The following is an 18,065-nucleotide window of genomic DNA, read 5'->3' as shown; positions in this document are numbered from 1 at the left end:
TCTTCTCGTTCAGTGACGGTGCTGGCGGGTAACGCCGGCATCGAATTGCGCGACCACCTGCTGCCAGCCGGCCGCGATCAGCGCCTGGTCAGTGAGGTCGGATGGAGCGGCAAGGTTGGCGCTGCGGTTGAGCCAGATATCCGGCTCACTGCCTTGCACGCGCATCAGCAGCGAACCGCTGGTGGCCGGCGCCTGGCTCAAGCCCAGGTAGGCAGCCGGTGCCAGCAACTGCCAGCGGTGGCCGCCTCGGCTTACTGAGCTAGCGTCCTGGGCAAAGGGGGCGAAGCCTTCTTCGGCCAGTTGCTCAGGCGTCGGCAGGGCGCTGTGTTCCTGCTGCAACAGGTGGATTTCATCCAGGGTCACCCGCAGGTCGGCGTAGATGCCTTGCTCGGCGGCGCTCAGGTCGCGGCGGGCGTCCAGCTGATGGCTTGGCACCGCCGCGACTTCCTGGGTTTCCCCATGCAGCGCCACGACCGTGCCCGCCACCGCGAGGATGATCAGACACAACAGCAACACATAAAGGGTTTCGTGGCCCGCGCCGGCGGGGCGTACAACCTGTGTGGTACTCATTGCGACGGGATATCCGCTTGGTCGATTTCCACCACGTGGCCGGGGCCGGCATCGAAGAGCACGTAGAACTCGGCGGCGGGCTTCTTGAAGGTCAGGGTCGAATCCTCGCCGAGCTTGCCCGGCACCAGGATGGTTTCGTCGTAGCCGATCACATCCAGGGTTACGCCGGGGGCGCCACTGCCGTCGGAGAAGCCGCCTTTGCACTGGATCTGCTCACCGGGGATTTCCTTGCATTCGCACATCGGGTTGTGGGCGAAGGCGGTGGTGCTCAGGCCGGCGCACAGCAATAGCGCGGCGCGGGTGAGGCGCTTGAACGTCATGGTTTGACTCCTTGCTTGTTCAGCCAGGCAATGGTGGCAGGCGAGGCCTGGCTCAGCGGGATGGAACCCTGGTGCATGCTGCCGTCCCACCCTTCCATGGTCACCCATATTTCGGCGTCCGCCGGGGTGCGTTCGGGGATCGGCAGGGCGGCGCCCATACGGTACGGCGTGCCGAAGAAGATCACTCCGGCGGCGCGCAGGCTGCGGGGTTTGCCGATACGCAGGTAAGTGGCCTTGACCTGCTCGGCACAGGTATCGCACAGGGCAGCGTTGAAGAACTTCATCGGGCCAGCCGGGTTCGGGCTCGGGCCTTCGTTGCGAAACTCAGCCAGCGTCAGGCTCCAGGGGCCGACTTGCACTTGCCCGGCCACGCGCTCGCCGATGCCGGTATCCCCGCGAAACAACGCGGCGTCGGCAAAGTATTTGGGCATGAACCCCAGCGGCACCAGCAACAGCAGGATGTTGATATGGAAACGCCATTTCAGCCAAAAGGCGCGCAGCGGGGACGGGGGTACGGTTGCGACCTTGCTCATCGCTGAGCCTCCGAGGTGTCGGCGTGCATGGCCGGGATGGGCACGTGCTGACGTTGCGTCTTGGCCTCGCGCTTGAGGGCGTTGAGGGTGGCCAGGGCGGTGCGCTTGGTCCAGATCAGCAAGCCGCTCAATACCATCATGCTCAGCACCAGGCCGAAGAATGCCCAGATCAGCTTGATCCACAAACCGCCAAAGTCCCCGGTGTGCAGTGGGCGCATCGACTCGGTGACGAATTCCAGCGGGGTACGGTCGGACAACAGGTTGGAGACCGCGATTTCACCGTCATAGGGGTTCAGCTGTGCGGTCTGGAACATCAACGGGTACCAGCCACGCCCGCCGATCTGCAGGTGGCTGTAGGCGTTGCTTGGCATGAACACAAAGCTGGCGTCCAGGCCGGGGATTCGCTCGGCGGCGATGTCGATCGCCTTGTCGATAGGGATCATCGGTGCCGGCACGCCCGGCGCCGACAGCGGCACCTTATCCCGTGCGATCACTGGCACGATGGGTTCACTGGAAATGGATATCTGGTTGTCGCCCAGGACAGCCTCGATCAGGAACCAGGTGCCAGTGATTGAAATGACCGCGATAAACCAGATCGACCAGATGCCGCTCAGGCGGTGAAAGTCGCCCCAGAAGATTCGCGCGCCATGGCGGATGCGCAGGGTAGGACGAAGGAAGCCTTTCCAGAAGCGCTTGTACACCACCAGGCCGGTGACCAACGAGGCGAGCAGCGGCAAGCCCAGCGCGGACACCAGGTACCAGCCCCAACTGTACCCATTGGTGAACGGTACCAGCCACCAGCCATGCAGGGCGCGGGTGAATTGCTGGAAGTTGAACGAGGGGCTGATGCCCTGGATCGCGCCGGTGTAGGGGTTGGCATACACCTCCACGGAGCGCCCATCCGGGTAGCTGAGGCCGACGCTTAGCGCGAAGTGCGACTCATCCGGGCGGATAATGGACTGGACGATAGCCTTGGGTTCATCGCGCTTGATGGCCGCGATCACCTGGTCAAAGCTCAACGGCTGGGCTTCATCCGACGGCTTGCTGGCGCGGATATCCGGGTTGGCCAGCCACACGATTTCCTGGCTCACCACGGCCAGGGTGCCGGTGACGCAGACGATCAGCACAAAGAACCAGATGGGCAACGCCAGCCAGCTATGAACGAGAAACCAGAGTTTGGAGCGTGACTTCTTCGACATATGAATGAGGGTCTTGATCGGAGGGGGCGATGGAGGCCCGGAAAAGGCCAGTCGTAGCTTTTGCTGACGCGACAGGCTGTATCTAAGTTAAGACGGATGAGAATGAGAAATCCCTAAGGCGTATATGAAAGAAAATGTTTCGGGATTGCATTCAGGGTTATGGCGTAACCCTGTGGGAGCTGGCTTGCCTGCGATGACATCGACTCGATCCAACGGATGCACCGAGTCGTCTCATTGCAGGCAAACCAGCTCCTACATGGGAGGTGCATTGCGCTGCAACTATCAGCCTTGCTTGAACAACTCCATGGCGCGCTGGCGGATCTGCTCCTCGGTGAGGTCTTCCTTGTGTGTGGCCAGGAACCAGAGATGACCGAACGGATCTTTCACGCTCGCAGAGCGGTCGCCATAAAACTGATCCTTCGGCTCGGACACCACGGTGGCGCCGGCATCAACCGCTCGTTGAAATTGTGCATCCACATCTTCCACATACAGATGCAGACCAATGCTGGTGTGCTCATCCGGATTGCGCAGGGCCATTTGATCGCAGGGCGTACCGAGCATCAGCGATGAATCACCAATCCGCAGTTCGGCATGACCCACCCTGCCGTCGGGCATGTCCAGGCGCATGACTTGCGTGGCGCCAAAGGCTTTTTTGTAGAACTCGATGGCCTCGCCCGCTTTGTCGATGCCCATATAAGGTGTGAGGCTGTGATAACCGTCGGGAATAGCTTTAACGTTCATGACATTCTCCCTGAGTCGAGGTATGAACATTTCACTATAGGCCACGTAATGCGTGGCCTGCGGGCAACCGACGAGGTGCTTTTATCAAGGCGGTGTGGTGGGCTCCAGCAGTTGGGCGCCCGGCCCATACTCAGCGAGCTTATCGTCCTGATTGCGCAACGGGCACGCCTCCATCGATAAGCACCCGCAACCGATGCAGCCATTGAGCTTGTCGCGCAGCAGCACCAGTTTGTTGATGCGCTCATCCAGATCTTCACGCCACAACGCCGATAGGCGCTCCCAGTCGTGAACATTGGGTGTGCGCTCATCGGGCAAGGTGCGTAATGCCTCGCCAATGGTAGCCAGCGGAATGCCCAGGCGCTGGGCGATCTTGATCACCACTACGCGCCGCAATACATCCCGTGGATAACGCCGCTGGTTACCTGCATTGCGATTGCTCTTGATCAGCCCTTTTGCCTCGTAGAAGTGCAGGGCAGTAACCGCTACGCCGCTGCGAGCAGCGAGCTGCCCGACGCTGAGTTCCTTATTGAGCATGAACATCTCCCAAACAGTGCTTGACCTCGACTTAAGTAGAGGTTTTACCCTGCGTGGCATCGAATCGCAAGATTCTGCCTACAAAGAGAGGGGAGTGTTCATGCAGGTATCGGAGAAGTGTCGCGGCTTCACTCAATTGATCGAGTTTCAGATCAACCCCCAGCAGCAAGATGCCCTGGTGGTGGCCTTGTCCACTCAAAGCGAACGACTGGCCGAGGGCCACGATGGTTTTCTGAGTGCCAGCGTGCAGGTCAGCGAGGACGGCCGGCGGGTGCTCAATTACTTGCAATGGCAATCGCGCGCAGATGGCGAGGCGGCGTTCAAGTTCTTCGAGCAGCGCGGCGAAGATTTCTGGACGCTGATTCGCGCCCACCAGGCAACGGCGGTGACCTTCGGTTCGTTCCAGGTGCTGCAAAGCTTTGAGCGCAGCCATGACAACGCGCTGCACTGTCGCCTAAATGGATAAATGCAGCATCCGCCCGCCCTGCACGTTTTCGCCAGGTCGACGTTTGTTCACCGCCAGCTCGCCGAGCTTGATCAAGCGCGAGCGCGTGACGTTGCGGCTCAGGCCCAGCAGGTTGGCGGTATGCACCTGGTTGTAATGGCTGAAGCGGTAGGCCGCACGTAAGAGTGCGTCTTCGACCTTTTCATGCAGGGCGCCGGTCTGTTCCTCGAACAGCGTTTGAAACGCCCGCGCCAGCAAGGCTTCGGCGCTGTTACCAATGTGGTGCGGGTTGTCGTCCTGGCGCTCGATACGCATGTTCGACAGGCGCAAATCGTCGCGCCCTATCACGCCTTTGCGGCAGATCAGTAGGGTGTGATGGATGACGTTTTCCAATTCGCGGATGTTGCCTGGCCAGCTGTAGCTCTTGAGCTTGTGCTCGGCCTCACGGCTGATGGTGATGGGGCCGTAGCCCAGGCGCCGACTGTAGACTTCGATAAAGTGCCAGGTCAGCGGCAGGATATCGCCAGGGCGCTCGCGCAGTGGGCTGAGTTCCAGGCTGACCACGCCGAGACGGTAGTAGAGGTCTTCGCGGAAATGCCCGGCGTTGATGGCCTTTTCCAGTTGTACGTTGGTCGCGGCGAGCACGCGCACATCAATCGCAATGCTTTTGCGCGAGCCCAGGCGTACGACTTCACGCTCCTGCAACACCCGCAACAGTTTGACCTGGATCGCTATTGGCAGATCGCCGATCTCATCGAGGAACAAGGTACCGCCGTCAGCCTCTTCGAACCAGCCGGCCTTGGCGCTCAGGGCACCGGTAAAGGCACCTTTGTCATGGCCGAACAGCTCGGCTTCCACCAGGGATTCGGAGAATGCCCCGCAGTTCACCGCCACGAACGGCCGGTTGCGCCGCGCGCTGAGGTTGTGGATATGGCGCGCCACCAGCTCTTTGCCGGTACCGGTTTCGCCGATGATCAACACGCTTGCGTCGCTGGGCGCTACTTGCTGGATGTGGTTGAGCAAGGCCTGGGATTTAGGGTCTTCAAAGACCTGAGCGGTGGCGCGGATCGAGGTCGCGAGTGCGGAGGAGGGCGGTAGGGTCAACAACTGCATGGGCACCTCGTTGAAGGGCTGTCGCCAGGGCAACGGTTGCGTAGCGAACAGTCGGGCTACGTGACGCCATTTATAGAGGGTTGAATTTATTCCGTAAACGAATGCATTTAAATATTTATAGATCGAAAATGAATATGTAGGTAGCGCTATCGAACCTGCTGTAACGGTTGATAGCGACTATCACGGGCGTTGATTTTTCATGGCAGGGGGGCGGGAGTAGCCTGTGTTCATTGACTCGAAACCTCCCCAGCAGGACCGCCGCCATGAACCGTCTACTCGCTATTTCGTTACTGTCTGTCATCTCTGTTCTCGCCGGGTGCGCGACTCACCCATCGCCTGAGATGCGCCCTTACACGGCAGAAGAAACCAAACAGTTGGCGTTGGAAGCGTTGAGTCGTCGCGGGTTGTCATTTGATGAATACCAACAGCAGCGTGCTGCCCTGACTGGCCAGCCACAGAAAACCTTTGGCTTTGATCAGCAGGCTGAAATGAACGCACAGCGCGCTGCACAGCGCAGCGGCCGTGCGAGTTGAGAGCCGGGTGACGACAGGTACGTCTTCCGGTTTGACGAGCTGATATCTGTCGGCTAGAACTTAGCCTTAGCAACGCATCACGGCTGCATGATGCAGGCGGATGGTTGAGTCGAGTGTCTGATTTTTCCTGTCTCTTTGGCTTCGTGCCATGTCGTAGTTTCGCTGTGGAATAGCATTGCAAGACATTCCAAATTGAATGTACTTCGGGTTGCGTCAGCCGTTCGCGGCGCGTGACTCCGTGCCGGGTGCTTTCTGACGGGATCGTGAAACTGCGCAGTCTTTCTTCGATAGAAATACGCCTGGCCTGCCATTGAGGCTGGTGATCATGAGGATGTCGATCGGGTGGGGTTTGCTTGTTTCGCGCTGTGGTTGGAGTTTGCCTGGCGTGTTCTTCGCGTTGCTGAGTGTGGAGGTTTCGGCGGCGGCCTGTACGGCACCTGCCTACCAAGCTGGGACCGTCTACGGACAAGGCGACCAGGTGCAGAACAAAAACCAGCAGGACAAAACCCACGAGTTTGAATGTTGGAAAGACACTGACAAATCGCCGCACGGGCCGGGCAGTTGGCAATGGTGCAACCAGCCCGATTACAACCCCGGGCAGCCATCCTCTCATGGTGTCGAGATTTGGGGCGATGCCTGGAAGGATCTGGGGGAATGCGGTGGCTTCCAGGGTAACCGTCTGACCCTGAACTTCAGCACGTTAAGCGGCCGGGGGCCGATCAGCCAGCCAACCCCGGGCGTGGCGCGGGCCGATCAGGTAGTCACTGGCGTATTGCGCTGCAAAGCCAAGGAGATCCCGATCAGTGCCAAGTCCGGCGAAACCATTCACCTCGATAACCTGAAGGCCTGCGACTACCAACTGGTGATGAACCCCGCTGGTGGGTTTGTGCCCTTGAACACACCGCGTATCGTTTCCTTCCAGCGAGAGGAGGGTGAGGAACAGGCGGTCACCCTGAAGTATCGGCCACCGGTGCAGGTGGGCAGGCTCAGCGGCCTGCCAGGGGTCAAGATTGAATTGTTTGCCCAGGGGCTGATACAGCCTCGGCAGATGGCGATGGGCAAGGACGTGCTCTATGTGGGCTCCAGTGCGATTCCATCCTACGTCTATGACGGGAAAATCGCCGATATGATCTATGCCTTGCCCCTGGACAATGCCGGCAAACCCACCGGCATCTACGTGATTGCCAGCGGGTTGGAGGAGCCGCACGGTGTGGTGTATCGCGACGGTGATTTGTACTACTCGACCACTGGCGGCCTCTATCGTTTGCGCGATGCCGATGCGCATTACAAGGATCCTTCGCCTGAGCGGGTGTTCAAATTCCCCGCCGACGATGCGCCATTTCCTCTGCCTTCCGTGGCGTCTGGCTCCAGCACTCGCTTCTGGCATATGAAGCACCCTTTGCATTTCAACCTGCTGGACCCCGCCGACACTGGCCTGTACACCGCCGTCGGCATTCCTTGCAACTTGTGCATGATCCCGCCTGACCCGCGTTACGGCACGTTACTGCGTTATGACACCGTGACCGGTAAAGCGCAGATTCTTGCAAAAGGGGTGCGCAACTCTGTGGGGTTCGACTGGAACCCGCAGACCGGTGAAATCTGGTTCACCGACAACAACCGCCAGGGCTACCCCAACCCCGACGAAATCAACCGCATCAGCGGCCCAAACCAGCACTTCGGTGTGCCCTATCTGTTTGGCAAAGGCACGCCGGGTTTCACCGATGAGGAGTTTGGCAACCCGGCGGTGATCCAGCCGCCCTTGGTTCAGGGAGCGATTGTTTCCGATAAGTCCCGGCAGCAGATCGACCCGAAAGACTACGTGCCTGCCGCTTTCGAGCTGGGTACCAACACCGCACCTCTGGGGCTGAAGTTCTGGAGTGGTTACCCGGCTCGCACACGTTCGCAGAATATGCTGGTTGCCGTGCATGGAGCGGGCACGGCCGAGCGGCCGGGTATGGATGTGCGACTCGTCTCGATCCAGGACGGAACGCGAGTGGTCAATCAGATCCCGTTGATCAATGGGTTTATCCAAGACCCCCTGCGTTTCGATGTGTATTGCCTGGACGACTCCTGCATTGGTCGGCCGGCTGACTTCCTGGCGCTACCGGACAACAGCCTGCTGATCTCCGATGACGTCGCCGGGGTGATTTATCGCGTCAGTTATGACCCAGCAGGGTTGCCGAACACAGAGTTGACCCTGCGGCCGGCGCTCGCACCGGCACCTGAGCTGGAGAATGAGATGATCAGTGGCACGCTGATTGCGCCGGGCGGTAATACCCGCCAGTTCCATGCATCCTTCAACCCTGCTGACAGTTATGCCGCATTGGTGCTCAAGGGTTTGCCCTACGGGACTTACCAGGTTCGGCTCAATGATGTGAAAAACTGGATTCCACAGACGCGCAATACTTCACTTACCTTGTCTGCCGACGACAACAAGCACGTGTTGAACATGCAGTACCGTGAGCGGCCGATCAAGCTGGATATCAACATCACGGTGTTGGCGCCGCCCAAGCCTGCGTCAGTAACGGATTCCAGTTGGCATTTCACCCTCAAGCTCAAGGGCTCTACGAGCACCGAGCCCAAAGTGGTGCAGGTGCCTTGGGGCGAAAGTGTCACCGAGCTTCTGGACTATGGGGATTACGAGGTCATCTATCCCTTTTACCCACAGGAGCTGCCACAGCCGGAACAGGTAGCGCTGCGTATCAACGAGGACAGCCAGGACGAGCAACTGTTACCTATCAGTTACCGTCATGAACCGAAATTGGGCGAAACAGTGCTTGCCGAATCCTGCACCAAATGCCACGCGGTGGAGTTTTTCAACAACCTGCGCATGGCGGTGGCATGGAGCAGTGCTGGCCAGGATGCGTTGGTGCGGCAAATCCAGAGCATGCCGGTGGCCGGGCATTGCGACACCACCTGTGCGACCGAAATCAGCAAGCATTTGTTTGAGGTGGTGTGGGCGCCCTACCTGAGCCCGAACGAGGCTCACGGTCAGCGCCAGTTGCGCTTGCTGACGCGCGATGAATACGCGGCCAGTGTCAAGGACATACTCGGCGTGGAGGTCAATACCCAGAAGCTGCCGGCAGATAAATCCGAGAAAGACTTCAAGTTCCCAGGTGAAGCCAGCAAAGGGCTGCTGCAGGCTGAAGACATCAAGCAGCTGTATGGCATGGCGGTGTCGATCGCCGAGCAAGTGGCACCTCAACGTGTAAAACGCTTCAAATCCACTGCCGGTACCCTTGAGGTCAGTGCCCTGGGTTATCAAGTGTTCCGCCGTCCTTTGAGCCCGTCTGAGTTGTCGCGTTATCAGGCGGTGTTGGATGAGCACGGAGAGCGGGCGCTGATCGCTGCGCTGCTGCTGTCGCCCAACTTCCTGTATCGCTCGGAGTTGGGCCAGGCTGTCGCGCGGCAGGCCGAGGTCTACAAGCTCACCCCTTATGAGACCGCAACTGCATTGTCCTACACCTATCAAGGCACCACTCCGGACGCGCAACTGCTGGCCAAGGCAGAGCGCAACGAGTTGCGGACAGTGCAGCAAATCAGCGCAGAAATAGACCGGATGATGCGCAGTGAGCGCGGGCTTGAGCAGTTCAATCGGTTCATCAGTTACTACATCAAGACTCAGCGCGGGGTGCAGGAGAAGCCCGGCCTGAGCGCACAGATGATCCAGTTGATGACCCAGGAGCAGGCCCTGTTGACCCGTCACGTGATGCTCGACGGCAAGGGGACGTTGGACGAGCTGTTCAACCCCGGTGTGACGTTCCTCAACAAGGCTCTGGCCGAACACTACGGTATCGGCGGCGTAACCGGTGACACGCTGCACAAAGTCGCCGTGGATGAGAAACGGGGTGGCTTGTTGCACTTGGGGCTTTTTCAGGCCTCTACCTCTGACTATCAGGTCACCTCACTGGTCAAGCGCGGCATTGCCATTCGCGAGCAGCTTTTCTGCCGGGAGTTTGGGGCGCCGGTCGAAGCCGAGCCCACAGAGCCGGCCTACCCTGCGCGTGCGATCAGTACCCGTGAACGCTGGGACCTGATTAATGGTGAGCAGGCTTCGGGAGGGCGTTGCTGGCAGTGCCATCAGTACATGAACGACACCGGCGCATCGATGGAGCATTACGACGCTGCCGGGCGCTATCGCCAGCAGGAGCCTGCCTACAACTACGCGCAGTTCCCTGTGCAGTTGCCGATCAAAGCGTCCGGTCCGTTCATTGGGGTTGATGGCGCGGTGCCTATCGACGATGTACGAGGTATTTCCAAGCTGATCGCGCACAACTCGGCGTCTCTGTTCTGCATGGCGGATAGCTATTTCCGTTTCGCTTCGGGCAACAAATCCGACGAGTCCACTTCCGCAACGGTCAAGGCATTGGTCGACGGGCTGAAGGGCAATGGCTCATTACCAGGGATGCTGCGCACGCTGGGTACCTCCAACGCGTTCCAATTCAAGACGCAGAGGGATTGATCATGGATATCTTGAAAAGTCGTCGTCGCTTTCTGGCCGGCCTGGCTGCGGTAGGTGTGTTCGGCCCGCTCACCCAGTGTGGCCTGGCGCGCATGGCCTTGGCCGGGCAAAACCAGCAGGCCAAGTTAAAAGTGGTTTTCTTTGTGGTACCTGATGGCCTGGCAGTCGACTCTGCAACCGCCTATTCCAGTGATGGTCGAGGCCTCTGGCATCCCGCTGCCGAAGCTTTGGACACTTCCGACTTCCAGCTCAACGAGGTCAGCCAGGAGCTTGCGGCCTATAAAGATCAGTCCTTGTACCTGCGTGGCACGATTCTGGGCCCTGGCAATGAAGGCCATAACGGCTGGACGTGGGCGTTGCGCGACCGTGAGAAGAAGATGGCGTCGATTGATGTGTTGCTTGGCCGCCATATGCCGGGGACCGATCCGTCCCAGCGGAGTCTTTTTGCCGGACCGCATTCAGGCATTGACGGGACCGCTTGGCAGGTATCCTGGGAAGGGCCGGAAAATGGCGGTGCAATGCGCAGACCTGAGCAGGACCCGGTGTTGATGTACGAGAAAATCTTTGGCGCGGTCAGTCGTGAGGTGCGCGAGCAGCAGGTGCGAAACATGCATGTATTTGATCCGGTGTTGGCGGATATCAACGAGCTGCGAGGCAGGCTTGTGGGGGCGCAAAAGCAGAAGCTCGATATGCAGCTTGATTCGGTTGAGCAGGTCATGAAAGACATGGAAGAAACTCTGCCACCCATTGGCGAATGTTCGCCTTTGCAGATGGACACGTTGCCGTTCAAATCTGCGGAATTTCGTAACCAGGTACAGCATCACCACCATCAGGTGGTTGCCACAGCGCTGGGGTGTGGCATCACGCGTGTAGCGACGATTCAAGTCGGGCGCTCGGCGGAGTCGCTCAATATCCTGGACGTCAGTAATGTGACCAACCCCCATGACTGCGCCCATCGTTATGCTGGGCTGGACGTATGGAAACGATCCCGGCAGTGGTATACCCAGCGAGCCAAGTTGTTCATGGACGAGTTGGCGAAGCGTGCCGATCCCGACGTGCCGGGTGACAGCCTGCTTGAACACACGCTTGTGGTATTCACCAGCGAGATGGCCGATGGTGCCCCGGAGCATACGAAGGATATGCCGCTGGTACTGATGGGCGGGGCCAGCGGGTTGTTGAAGAGCGGCGATGGCGCAGGACGCTATTTCAACATCACGGCCCAGGGTGATCGTCAACAAGAAGGCAACCCGGTCATTGGCAATAAAATGGTCGATATGCAGCGAATCTGGGCCACCATCGCCCGGGCAGCCGGAACCGTTGTGCCCTACAACGGAAACATCGATCCTGTGAGCGGGTTGTTTACTAACGTTTGAGTCGCCTGGCGCTGCACTAAAAGCCGAAAAGTCCGTATGGCGGATTTTTCGGCTTTTTGCATTTGCACCCAATCGCCTTTGAGCCTGTTAAGCTGAAAATCAGGAGCGTTCCTACGCACATTTACATCACGTGGTTCTTCTTCAATGGCACTCGATCAGTTAAACCTGACGACCTCTGTTCTGTTCGATGCCCCCGGGACGCCGCTCTCGGGAACACGCTCTGCGAGTTTTACGCCATGAATAAACGTCCGTTGTATTTCGACTATGCCGCCACCACGCCAGTGGATGAGCGAGTTATCCAGGTGATGGTCGAGTGCCTGGGTTTCAATGCCAATTTTGGCAACCCTGCGTCCAGTTCCCATGCATTCGGCCAGGCGGCCCGGCAAACGGTTGAGCAGGCGCGACGGCAGGTAGCCGAATTGGTCGGCGCCCAGCCTGAGCAAATTGTCTGGACTTCCGGTGCCACCGAGTCCAACAACCTTGCGATCAAAGGGGTGGCCCAGGCGCGAGGGCTGGCGGGTGGGCATATCATCACCAGCCAGATCGAGCACAAAGCCACACTCGACACCGCGCGGCAGTTGCAGGAAGCCGGCGTGGCTGTGACCTATCTGGTGCCCGATGCCGATGGCTTGATCAGCGTTCAGGCTGTCAGTGAGGCATTGCGTGAGGACACCTTCCTGGTGTCGTTGATGCTGGTCAATAATGAACTGGGCACCCTTAACGACATTCCGGCTATCGGCGCGCGGGTGCGTGAGCAGGGCGCGCTGTTTCACGTGGACGCGGCACAGGGGGCGGGCAAGGTTGCCATTGACCTGGCGCAGTGGTCGGTGGATTTGATGTCTTTTTCCGCCCACAAGCTCTACGGCCCAAAAGGCATTGGCGCGCTGTACGTTGGGCCTCGTGCGCAACAGAAAGTGTTGGCGCAGATTCATGGCGGCGGCCACGAAGGTGGCTTGCGTTCGGGCACCCTGGCGACGCATCAGATTGCGGGCATGGGCACTGCGTTCGCTCTGGCGGCGGCATACTTTGCCGAGGAAAAGGCGCAGATCGTGACCTTGCGTGAACGTTTGTTGGAGCAGTTGGCGTCGATTCCCGGAGTACGCCTCAATGGCAGCCCAACCCAGCGTATTCCCCACACCCTCAGCCTGACGTTCAGCGAAGGCGAATTCAATGCGGCCGCCTTGAGTGCGGGCATTGCCTTTTCGGCGACTTCAGCGTGCAATTCGGCTAGCAATGCACCGTCCCACGTCCTGGTGGCCCTGGGGCATGATGCCCGCAGCGCTGGTCGCACTATTCGCTTGAGCCTGGGCCGGTTCACCACCGAGCGGGATATCGACGACGCTGTGCAATTGATCAAGACGGTACAGGCCAGCGCACCAGCGTTCTGGGCTGTCTGATACTTCATTTGCAATACATAACAATTATTAGTGGTTAGCAGGAGACACAATGAGTACGCAGCCTTTGACCCATGGAACGGTTCCCCAGCGCTTGGCGCATACCCGTGAACTGATGCGCCGCGAAGGCATTCACGCCCTGCTGGTGCCGTCGGCGGACCCGCACTTGTCCGAGTATTTGCCGGGTTACTGGCAAGGGCGCCAGTGGTTGTCCGGGTTCCATGGTTCGGTGGGCACCCTGATCGTCACGGCGGAGTTTGCCGGGATCTGGGCGGATAGCCGTTATTGGGAACAAGCGACCAAGGAGCTCAAGGGCAGCGGTATCGAGTTGGTGAAGCTGCAACCGGGTCAGCCTGGACCGTTGGAGTGGCTGGCCGAGCAAACCCCTGAGGGTGGCGTGGTGGCGGTGGACGGTGCGGTCATGGCCGTGGCCTCGGCACGTACCCTGGGTGGCAAATTAGCCGAGCGTGGCGCGCGTCTGCGTACCGATATCGATGTGCTCGATGAAGTCTGGCAAGACCGCCCGGCGTTGCCGAACCAGCCGATTTATCAGCACCTGCCGCCCCAAGCCACCGTCAGTCGTGGCGAGAAACTGGCAGCCTTGCGTGCCAGTTTGAAAGACAAGGGCGCCGATTGGCATTTCATCGCGACGCTGGATGACATCGCCTGGCTATTCAACCTGCGCGGCGCTGATGTGTCGTTCAATCCGGTGTTTGTGTCCTTTGCCTTGATCAATCAGCAACAGGCCACTTTGTTTGTGGCGTTGGGCAAGGTCGATGCGCAACTGCGGGCGGTGCTTGAGCAGGATGGCGTGACCCTGCGTGGTTACAGCGAGGTGGCGCAAGCGCTGCGAGCGGTACCGGCGGGCGCAAGCTTGCAAGTAGACCCCGCCCGCGTCACCGCCGGCTTGCTGGAAAACCTCGACGCGGGCGTCAAGCTGGTTGAAAGCCTCAACCCCACCACACTGGCCAAATCCCGCAAGAGCCTGGCGGACGCGGAACATATCCGCCAAGCCATGGAGCAGGATGGGGCGGCGCTGTGTGAATTCTTTGCCTGGCTCGATAGCGCCCTGGGCCGTGAACGCATTACCGAACTGACGATTGACGAGCACCTGACCGCTGCGCGTACCCGCCGCCCCGGCTATGTATCGCTGAGTTTCAACACCATTGCCGCTTTCAATGCCAACGGCGCGATGCCGCATTACCACGCCACCGAAGAAGAGCATGCGCTGATCGAAGGTGATGGCTTGCTTTTGATCGACTCCGGCGGCCAGTACCTGGGCGGAACCACGGACATCACGCGGATGGTGCCTGTCGGTACACCGAGTGAGGAGCAGAAACGCGATTGCACGCGAGTGCTCAAGGGCGTGATTGCTCTGTCCCGTGCGCAGTTCCCCAAGGGCATTCTTTCACCGTTGCTGGATGCCATTGCCCGTGCGCCGATCTGGGCAGAAGGCGTCGACTACGGTCACGGCACAGGCCATGGCGTAGGTTATTTCCTCAACGTGCATGAAGGTCCGCAGGTCATTGCTTATCAGGCTGCTGCGGCGCCACAAACGGCGATGCAGCCAGGGATGATCACTTCAATTGAGCCGGGTACTTATCGCCCTGGCCGTTGGGGCGTGCGCATTGAGAACCTGGTGTTGAACCGTGAAGCGGGCAAGACCGAGTTTGGCGAATTTCTCAAGTTCGAAACCCTGACCCTGTGCCCGATTGATACCCGCTGCCTGGAGCCGTCGTTGCTGACGGCGGATGAGCGTGAATGGTTCAACGCGTATCACGCCCAGGTGCGTGAGCGTTTGAGCCCGCTGCTCAAGGGTGCAGCGCTTGAATGGTTGCAGGTGCGCACTGCGGCGATTTGATCGGTTGCGGCCAAGGCATTGCCGGCCGCAATCAACATCTAGCTGAGGGCTTCACGCACAAAGTCCAGACGGTCCTGGCCGAAGAACAGCTGGTTTCCTACAAAGAAACTGGGAGCGCCGAACACGCCGCGCTTAATGGCTTGTTCGGTTTTGTCCTTGAGAGCGTCCTTGACGGCTGCATCATTGGACAGGGCCAGTACCTGCTCGGGATCGAACCCCTGTTCGGTGAGCACATTGGCCACGACCTCTGGGTCGCCCAGGTGACGGCCCTCCACCCAGAGTGCGCGGAACAGGCAGTCGATGAAGTCGAGGAAGCGCTCAGGCTGGTGGATTTGAATGCCGGTGACGGCGCGCATCAGCACCAAGGTATTGATGGGAAAGTGTGGGTTGAACCTGAGCGGCACGTTGTAGCGTTTGGCGTAACGCGTCAGGTCATCGAGCATGTAGCGACCCTTGGCGGGTACCATGATCGGCGAGGCATTGCCCGTGGCCTTGAATACACCGCCCAACAGCATCGGTTGATACACCACCTGTGCGCCCGTTTTGGCGCACAGCGCCGGCAACTGGGTATAGGCCAGGTAAGTGGCGGGGCTGCCGAGATCAAAGAAGAACTCCAGGGTTTTACTCATGGTCTGTACTCACTACTTATTGTTATAGAGGCAGTCACCAGGTTTCGTTCCAGGGACGCAGGTCCAGTTCGAACGTCCAGGCGTCCCGTGGCTGGCGATGGAGGAACCAGTAGTTGTCGGCAATATGGTCCGGGTTGAGGAGGGCGTCCTGATCCTTGAGGGCGTATTTTTGCGGGAAGTTCTCGCGAATGAAGTCGGTATCGATTGCACCGTCGACCACCACATGGGCGACATGGATGTTCATCGGGCCTAACTCCCGCGCCATGCTTTGTGCCAGGGCGCGTATCCCATGCTTGGCGCCAGCGAAGGCGGCAAACCCCGCGCTTCCGCGCAAGCCGGCGGTGGCGCCGGTGAACAGGATAGTGCCGCGGTTACGCGTGACCATGCGCTTGGCGACTTCCCGTGCGTTCAGGAAACCGGAGAAGCACGCCATCTCCCAGATCTTGAAGTACTTGCGTGCGGTTTCTTCCAGAATGCTGCACGGCACATTGGCGCCGATGTTGAAGACGAACGCTTCAATAGGCCCCAGCTCGGTTTCGATTTGCTCGACTAGCGCGATCACGTCTTCTTCTTTGCGGGCATCACAGGCAAAACCATGGGCTTCACCGCCTGCCAATTGAATGCTGTCCACCAGGGGCTGCAGTTTGTCAGCGCTGCGACGGGTGACGCAGGCGATGTAGCCTTCGCGGGCAAAACGTTTGGCTATGGCGCCGCCGGTCGCGTCACCGGCACCCACTACTAATACGATTTTCTTGTTGTGCGGCATGGGAACTCCGTTGGCTCGATGGTCGAGCAGGAGTTTAGCCTTCGTGCCGCAATTGGCCGGAATTTAAGATGAGCAGTCAGGAAAGACTGCTCGGGCAGCTATTTGCAGATGACGATCATACTGCGGCTGGTATAGCCGGCAGGGTTGAGGCCGAAAGGATAGTCCCCAGGCTCCTCGGAGTTGTCGCCGGATTTGGCTATCACCCGGTAGCCCTTGGCACCGCATGAATTGGCTGCACTGGTGTAGCACTGGTCCCAGGAGGAGGACAGGCCCGAACAGTTGATATGCAGCCCTTTTTTACCCCGTTTCACTTCTGTTTTTGTGGTTGCAGCACAGCCAGCGATGCCCACAACCAGCAACAGTATCAAAATTCGTTTCATTCCCATCCTTAATAGCCGCCCTGCAGAAGAACAGAGCCGCTTTACTCGCTCTCGAGCGAAGCGTTCATGCTGTCCGTGTCGAAATTCTCCATGAATGACATTCGGTTACGGTCTAAACATGGCCTAAATGAGCGGCAAATACCAGAGCTGGCTTTAAAGATGATCAGTCGGCAGGCACCAGTGGTTTGGATTCGTTGCGCATCGTCAACGTGGCGCCTACGGAAGCCAGGATAATGCAGGTGATGGCCAGCCATTGGGCCAGGGATAAGTGCTCATGCAGAAAGAGCAGGCCGGAGAGGGCGCCGAACGCCGGTTCGATGCTCATGAGCGTGCCGAAGGTGCGAGCAGGGAGGCGAGTCAGTGCGACCATCTCCAAGGTGTAGGGCAAGGCGGTGGACAGAATTGCGACGCCAATGGCGATAGGGATCAGGGCGGGCGTCAGCAGCGCGGCGCCCGCATGCACGATGCCGATCGGTGCGACGAACAGGGCCGCAATCATCACGCCGAGTGCGGCGGTCTGAACACCATTGTCGTTCCCAGCCTTTTGGCCGAACAAAATATACAAGGCCCAGCATCCACCTGCGCCCAATGCGTAAGCCGCGCCGACCCAATCGATACCGCTACTGGCCTCGCCCGTCGGAATCAACAGCAGCAGGCCGATGATCGCCAGGGCAATCCACAGGAAGTCGACAGCTCGGCGCGAGGCATAGATAGCGACGGCAAGCGGGCCTGTGAATTCGAGTGCTACGGCAATCCCCAGCGGTACGGTGCGAAGGGACATATAGAAGAGGAAGTTCATGCCGCCCAGCGCCATCCCGTAAATGATCACCGTGCGCAAGGACTTGGCCGTCAGCGTGGCGCGCCATGGGCGTAATAGCACCAGCATGATCACACTGGCGAAAATCAAACGCAGAGCAGTGGTGCCTTGTGCGCCAACAATAGGAAACATGCTTTTGGCCAATGACGCACCGGATTGGATGGACGCCATGGCGATCAATAGCAGGCCGATCGGAAACAATGCGGATGCCAGGCTGCGAGGAGGGGTGGTCATTGCGGTAGTTCTTCCGAAGTCATGATCGATAAATACGTGGCGCTATGATGCTTAACTGTCAATGAATGAGCAATATATTGCTCAAATACCGACTCATAGCTATCTATATAGTGGAAGTATCGGGTTTTTGAGGGTTTTGATAGAAAAACCGAATAATTGGG

Annotated in this window: 17 protein-coding genes; 6 read left to right on the top strand and 11 right to left on the bottom strand. The window is 59.0% G+C overall.

Going from position 1 to position 18,065, the window contains the following annotated elements; all coding sequences use genetic code 11:
• Positions 1–9: 9 nt before the first annotated feature.
• The 6 genes from APH41_RS22840 to soxR form a co-directional block, all read right to left on the bottom strand.
• Positions 10–570, bottom strand: coding sequence for a DUF6162 family protein (locus APH41_RS22840; protein WP_014717807.1), 561 nt, complete (start codon positions 568–570; stop codon positions 10–12).
• On the bottom strand, positions 567–890 hold the full coding sequence (locus APH41_RS22835) for a hypothetical protein (protein WP_014717808.1): 324 nt from the start codon (positions 888–890) through the stop codon (positions 567–569). The genes APH41_RS22840 and APH41_RS22835 overlap by 4 nt, the downstream gene beginning before the upstream one ends.
• Positions 887–1,423 (bottom strand): hypothetical protein, encoded by a 537-nt coding sequence (locus tag APH41_RS22830; protein WP_019817260.1) that lies wholly within the window; start codon positions 1,421–1,423, stop codon positions 887–889. The genes APH41_RS22835 and APH41_RS22830 overlap by 4 nt, the downstream gene beginning before the upstream one ends.
• Positions 1,420–2,622 (bottom strand): PepSY domain-containing protein, encoded by a 1,203-nt coding sequence (locus tag APH41_RS22825; RefSeq protein ID WP_034127249.1) that lies wholly within the window; start codon positions 2,620–2,622, stop codon positions 1,420–1,422. The genes APH41_RS22830 and APH41_RS22825 overlap by 4 nt, the downstream gene beginning before the upstream one ends.
• A gap of 282 nt (positions 2,623–2,904) precedes the next feature.
• Positions 2,905–3,363, bottom strand: a complete 459-nt coding sequence (locus APH41_RS22820) for a VOC family protein (protein ID WP_054897881.1) — start codon at positions 3,361–3,363, stop codon at positions 2,905–2,907.
• Between the two features lie 84 nt (positions 3,364–3,447).
• Positions 3,448–3,897, bottom strand: coding sequence for a redox-sensitive transcriptional activator SoxR (gene soxR / locus APH41_RS22815; RefSeq protein WP_054921672.1), 450 nt, complete (start codon positions 3,895–3,897; stop codon positions 3,448–3,450).
• Positions 3,898–3,997: 100 nt separating this feature from the next.
• Between soxR and APH41_RS22810 the strand changes: the two genes are divergently transcribed.
• The gene (locus APH41_RS22810; protein WP_054921707.1) at positions 3,998–4,363 is read left to right on the top strand and encodes an antibiotic biosynthesis monooxygenase; all 366 of its coding nucleotides are present in this window, start codon (positions 3,998–4,000) and stop codon (positions 4,361–4,363) included.
• On the opposite strand, the gene APH41_RS22805 is transcribed toward APH41_RS22810, so the two are convergent.
• Positions 4,352–5,455, bottom strand: a complete 1,104-nt coding sequence (locus APH41_RS22805) for a sigma-54-dependent Fis family transcriptional regulator (RefSeq protein WP_054921670.1) — start codon at positions 5,453–5,455, stop codon at positions 4,352–4,354. The genes APH41_RS22810 and APH41_RS22805 overlap by 12 nt on opposite strands.
• Before the next feature lie 263 nt (positions 5,456–5,718).
• On the opposite strand from APH41_RS22805, the gene APH41_RS22800 reads away from it, so the two are divergent.
• The 5 genes from APH41_RS22800 to APH41_RS22780 all read left to right on the top strand — a co-directional run bounded on the left by APH41_RS22800 (position 5,719) and on the right by APH41_RS22780 (position 15,078).
• Positions 5,719–5,988, top strand: coding sequence for a hypothetical protein (locus APH41_RS22800; RefSeq protein ID WP_054921668.1), 270 nt, complete (start codon positions 5,719–5,721; stop codon positions 5,986–5,988).
• 385 nt (positions 5,989–6,373) lie between these two features.
• Complete coding sequence (locus APH41_RS22795) at positions 6,374–10,450, top strand: DUF1592 domain-containing protein (RefSeq protein WP_256220339.1); 4,077 nt, start codon at positions 6,374–6,376, stop codon at positions 10,448–10,450.
• 2 nt (positions 10,451–10,452) lie between these two features.
• Positions 10,453–11,823 carry a DUF1552 domain-containing protein gene (locus APH41_RS22790; protein WP_054921666.1) on the top strand — a complete coding sequence of 457 codons (1,371 nt, stop codon included), beginning with the start codon at positions 10,453–10,455 and terminating at the stop codon, positions 11,821–11,823.
• A gap of 236 nt (positions 11,824–12,059) precedes the next feature.
• Positions 12,060–13,220 (top strand): cysteine desulfurase family protein, encoded by a 1,161-nt coding sequence (locus APH41_RS22785; RefSeq protein ID WP_054921664.1) that lies wholly within the window; start codon positions 12,060–12,062, stop codon positions 13,218–13,220.
• Between the two features lie 49 nt (positions 13,221–13,269).
• Complete coding sequence (locus tag APH41_RS22780; protein ID WP_054921662.1) at positions 13,270–15,078, top strand: aminopeptidase P family protein; 1,809 nt, start codon at positions 13,270–13,272, stop codon at positions 15,076–15,078.
• A gap of 38 nt (positions 15,079–15,116) precedes the next feature.
• Here APH41_RS22780 and APH41_RS22775 read toward each other — a convergent pair whose 3' ends face one another.
• From APH41_RS22775 to rhtA, 4 genes are all read right to left on the bottom strand, one after another.
• Positions 15,117–15,707, bottom strand: a complete 591-nt coding sequence (locus APH41_RS22775) for a 2-hydroxychromene-2-carboxylate isomerase (protein ID WP_034127257.1) — start codon at positions 15,705–15,707, stop codon at positions 15,117–15,119.
• Between the two features lie 34 nt (positions 15,708–15,741).
• Positions 15,742–16,473, bottom strand: coding sequence for an SDR family oxidoreductase (locus APH41_RS22770; RefSeq protein WP_014717823.1), 732 nt, complete (start codon positions 16,471–16,473; stop codon positions 15,742–15,744).
• A 98-nt stretch (positions 16,474–16,571) separates the two neighbouring features.
• Positions 16,572–16,853, bottom strand: coding sequence for a hypothetical protein (locus tag APH41_RS22765; RefSeq protein WP_003190182.1), 282 nt, complete (start codon positions 16,851–16,853; stop codon positions 16,572–16,574).
• Between the two features lie 163 nt (positions 16,854–17,016).
• Positions 17,017–17,904, bottom strand: a complete 888-nt coding sequence (gene rhtA / locus APH41_RS22760) for a threonine/homoserine exporter RhtA (protein ID WP_054921660.1) — start codon at positions 17,902–17,904, stop codon at positions 17,017–17,019.
• Positions 17,905–18,065: the final 161 nt, after the last annotated feature.

Source organism: Pseudomonas sp. NBRC 111138 (assembly GCF_001320835.1).
In the GTDB taxonomy this organism is placed as follows: Bacteria; Pseudomonadota; Gammaproteobacteria; order Pseudomonadales; family Pseudomonadaceae; genus Aquipseudomonas; species Aquipseudomonas paracarnis.
The sequence above is the reverse complement of the archived record's forward strand: the minus strand, read 5'-3'. Positions and strand labels throughout refer to the sequence as shown.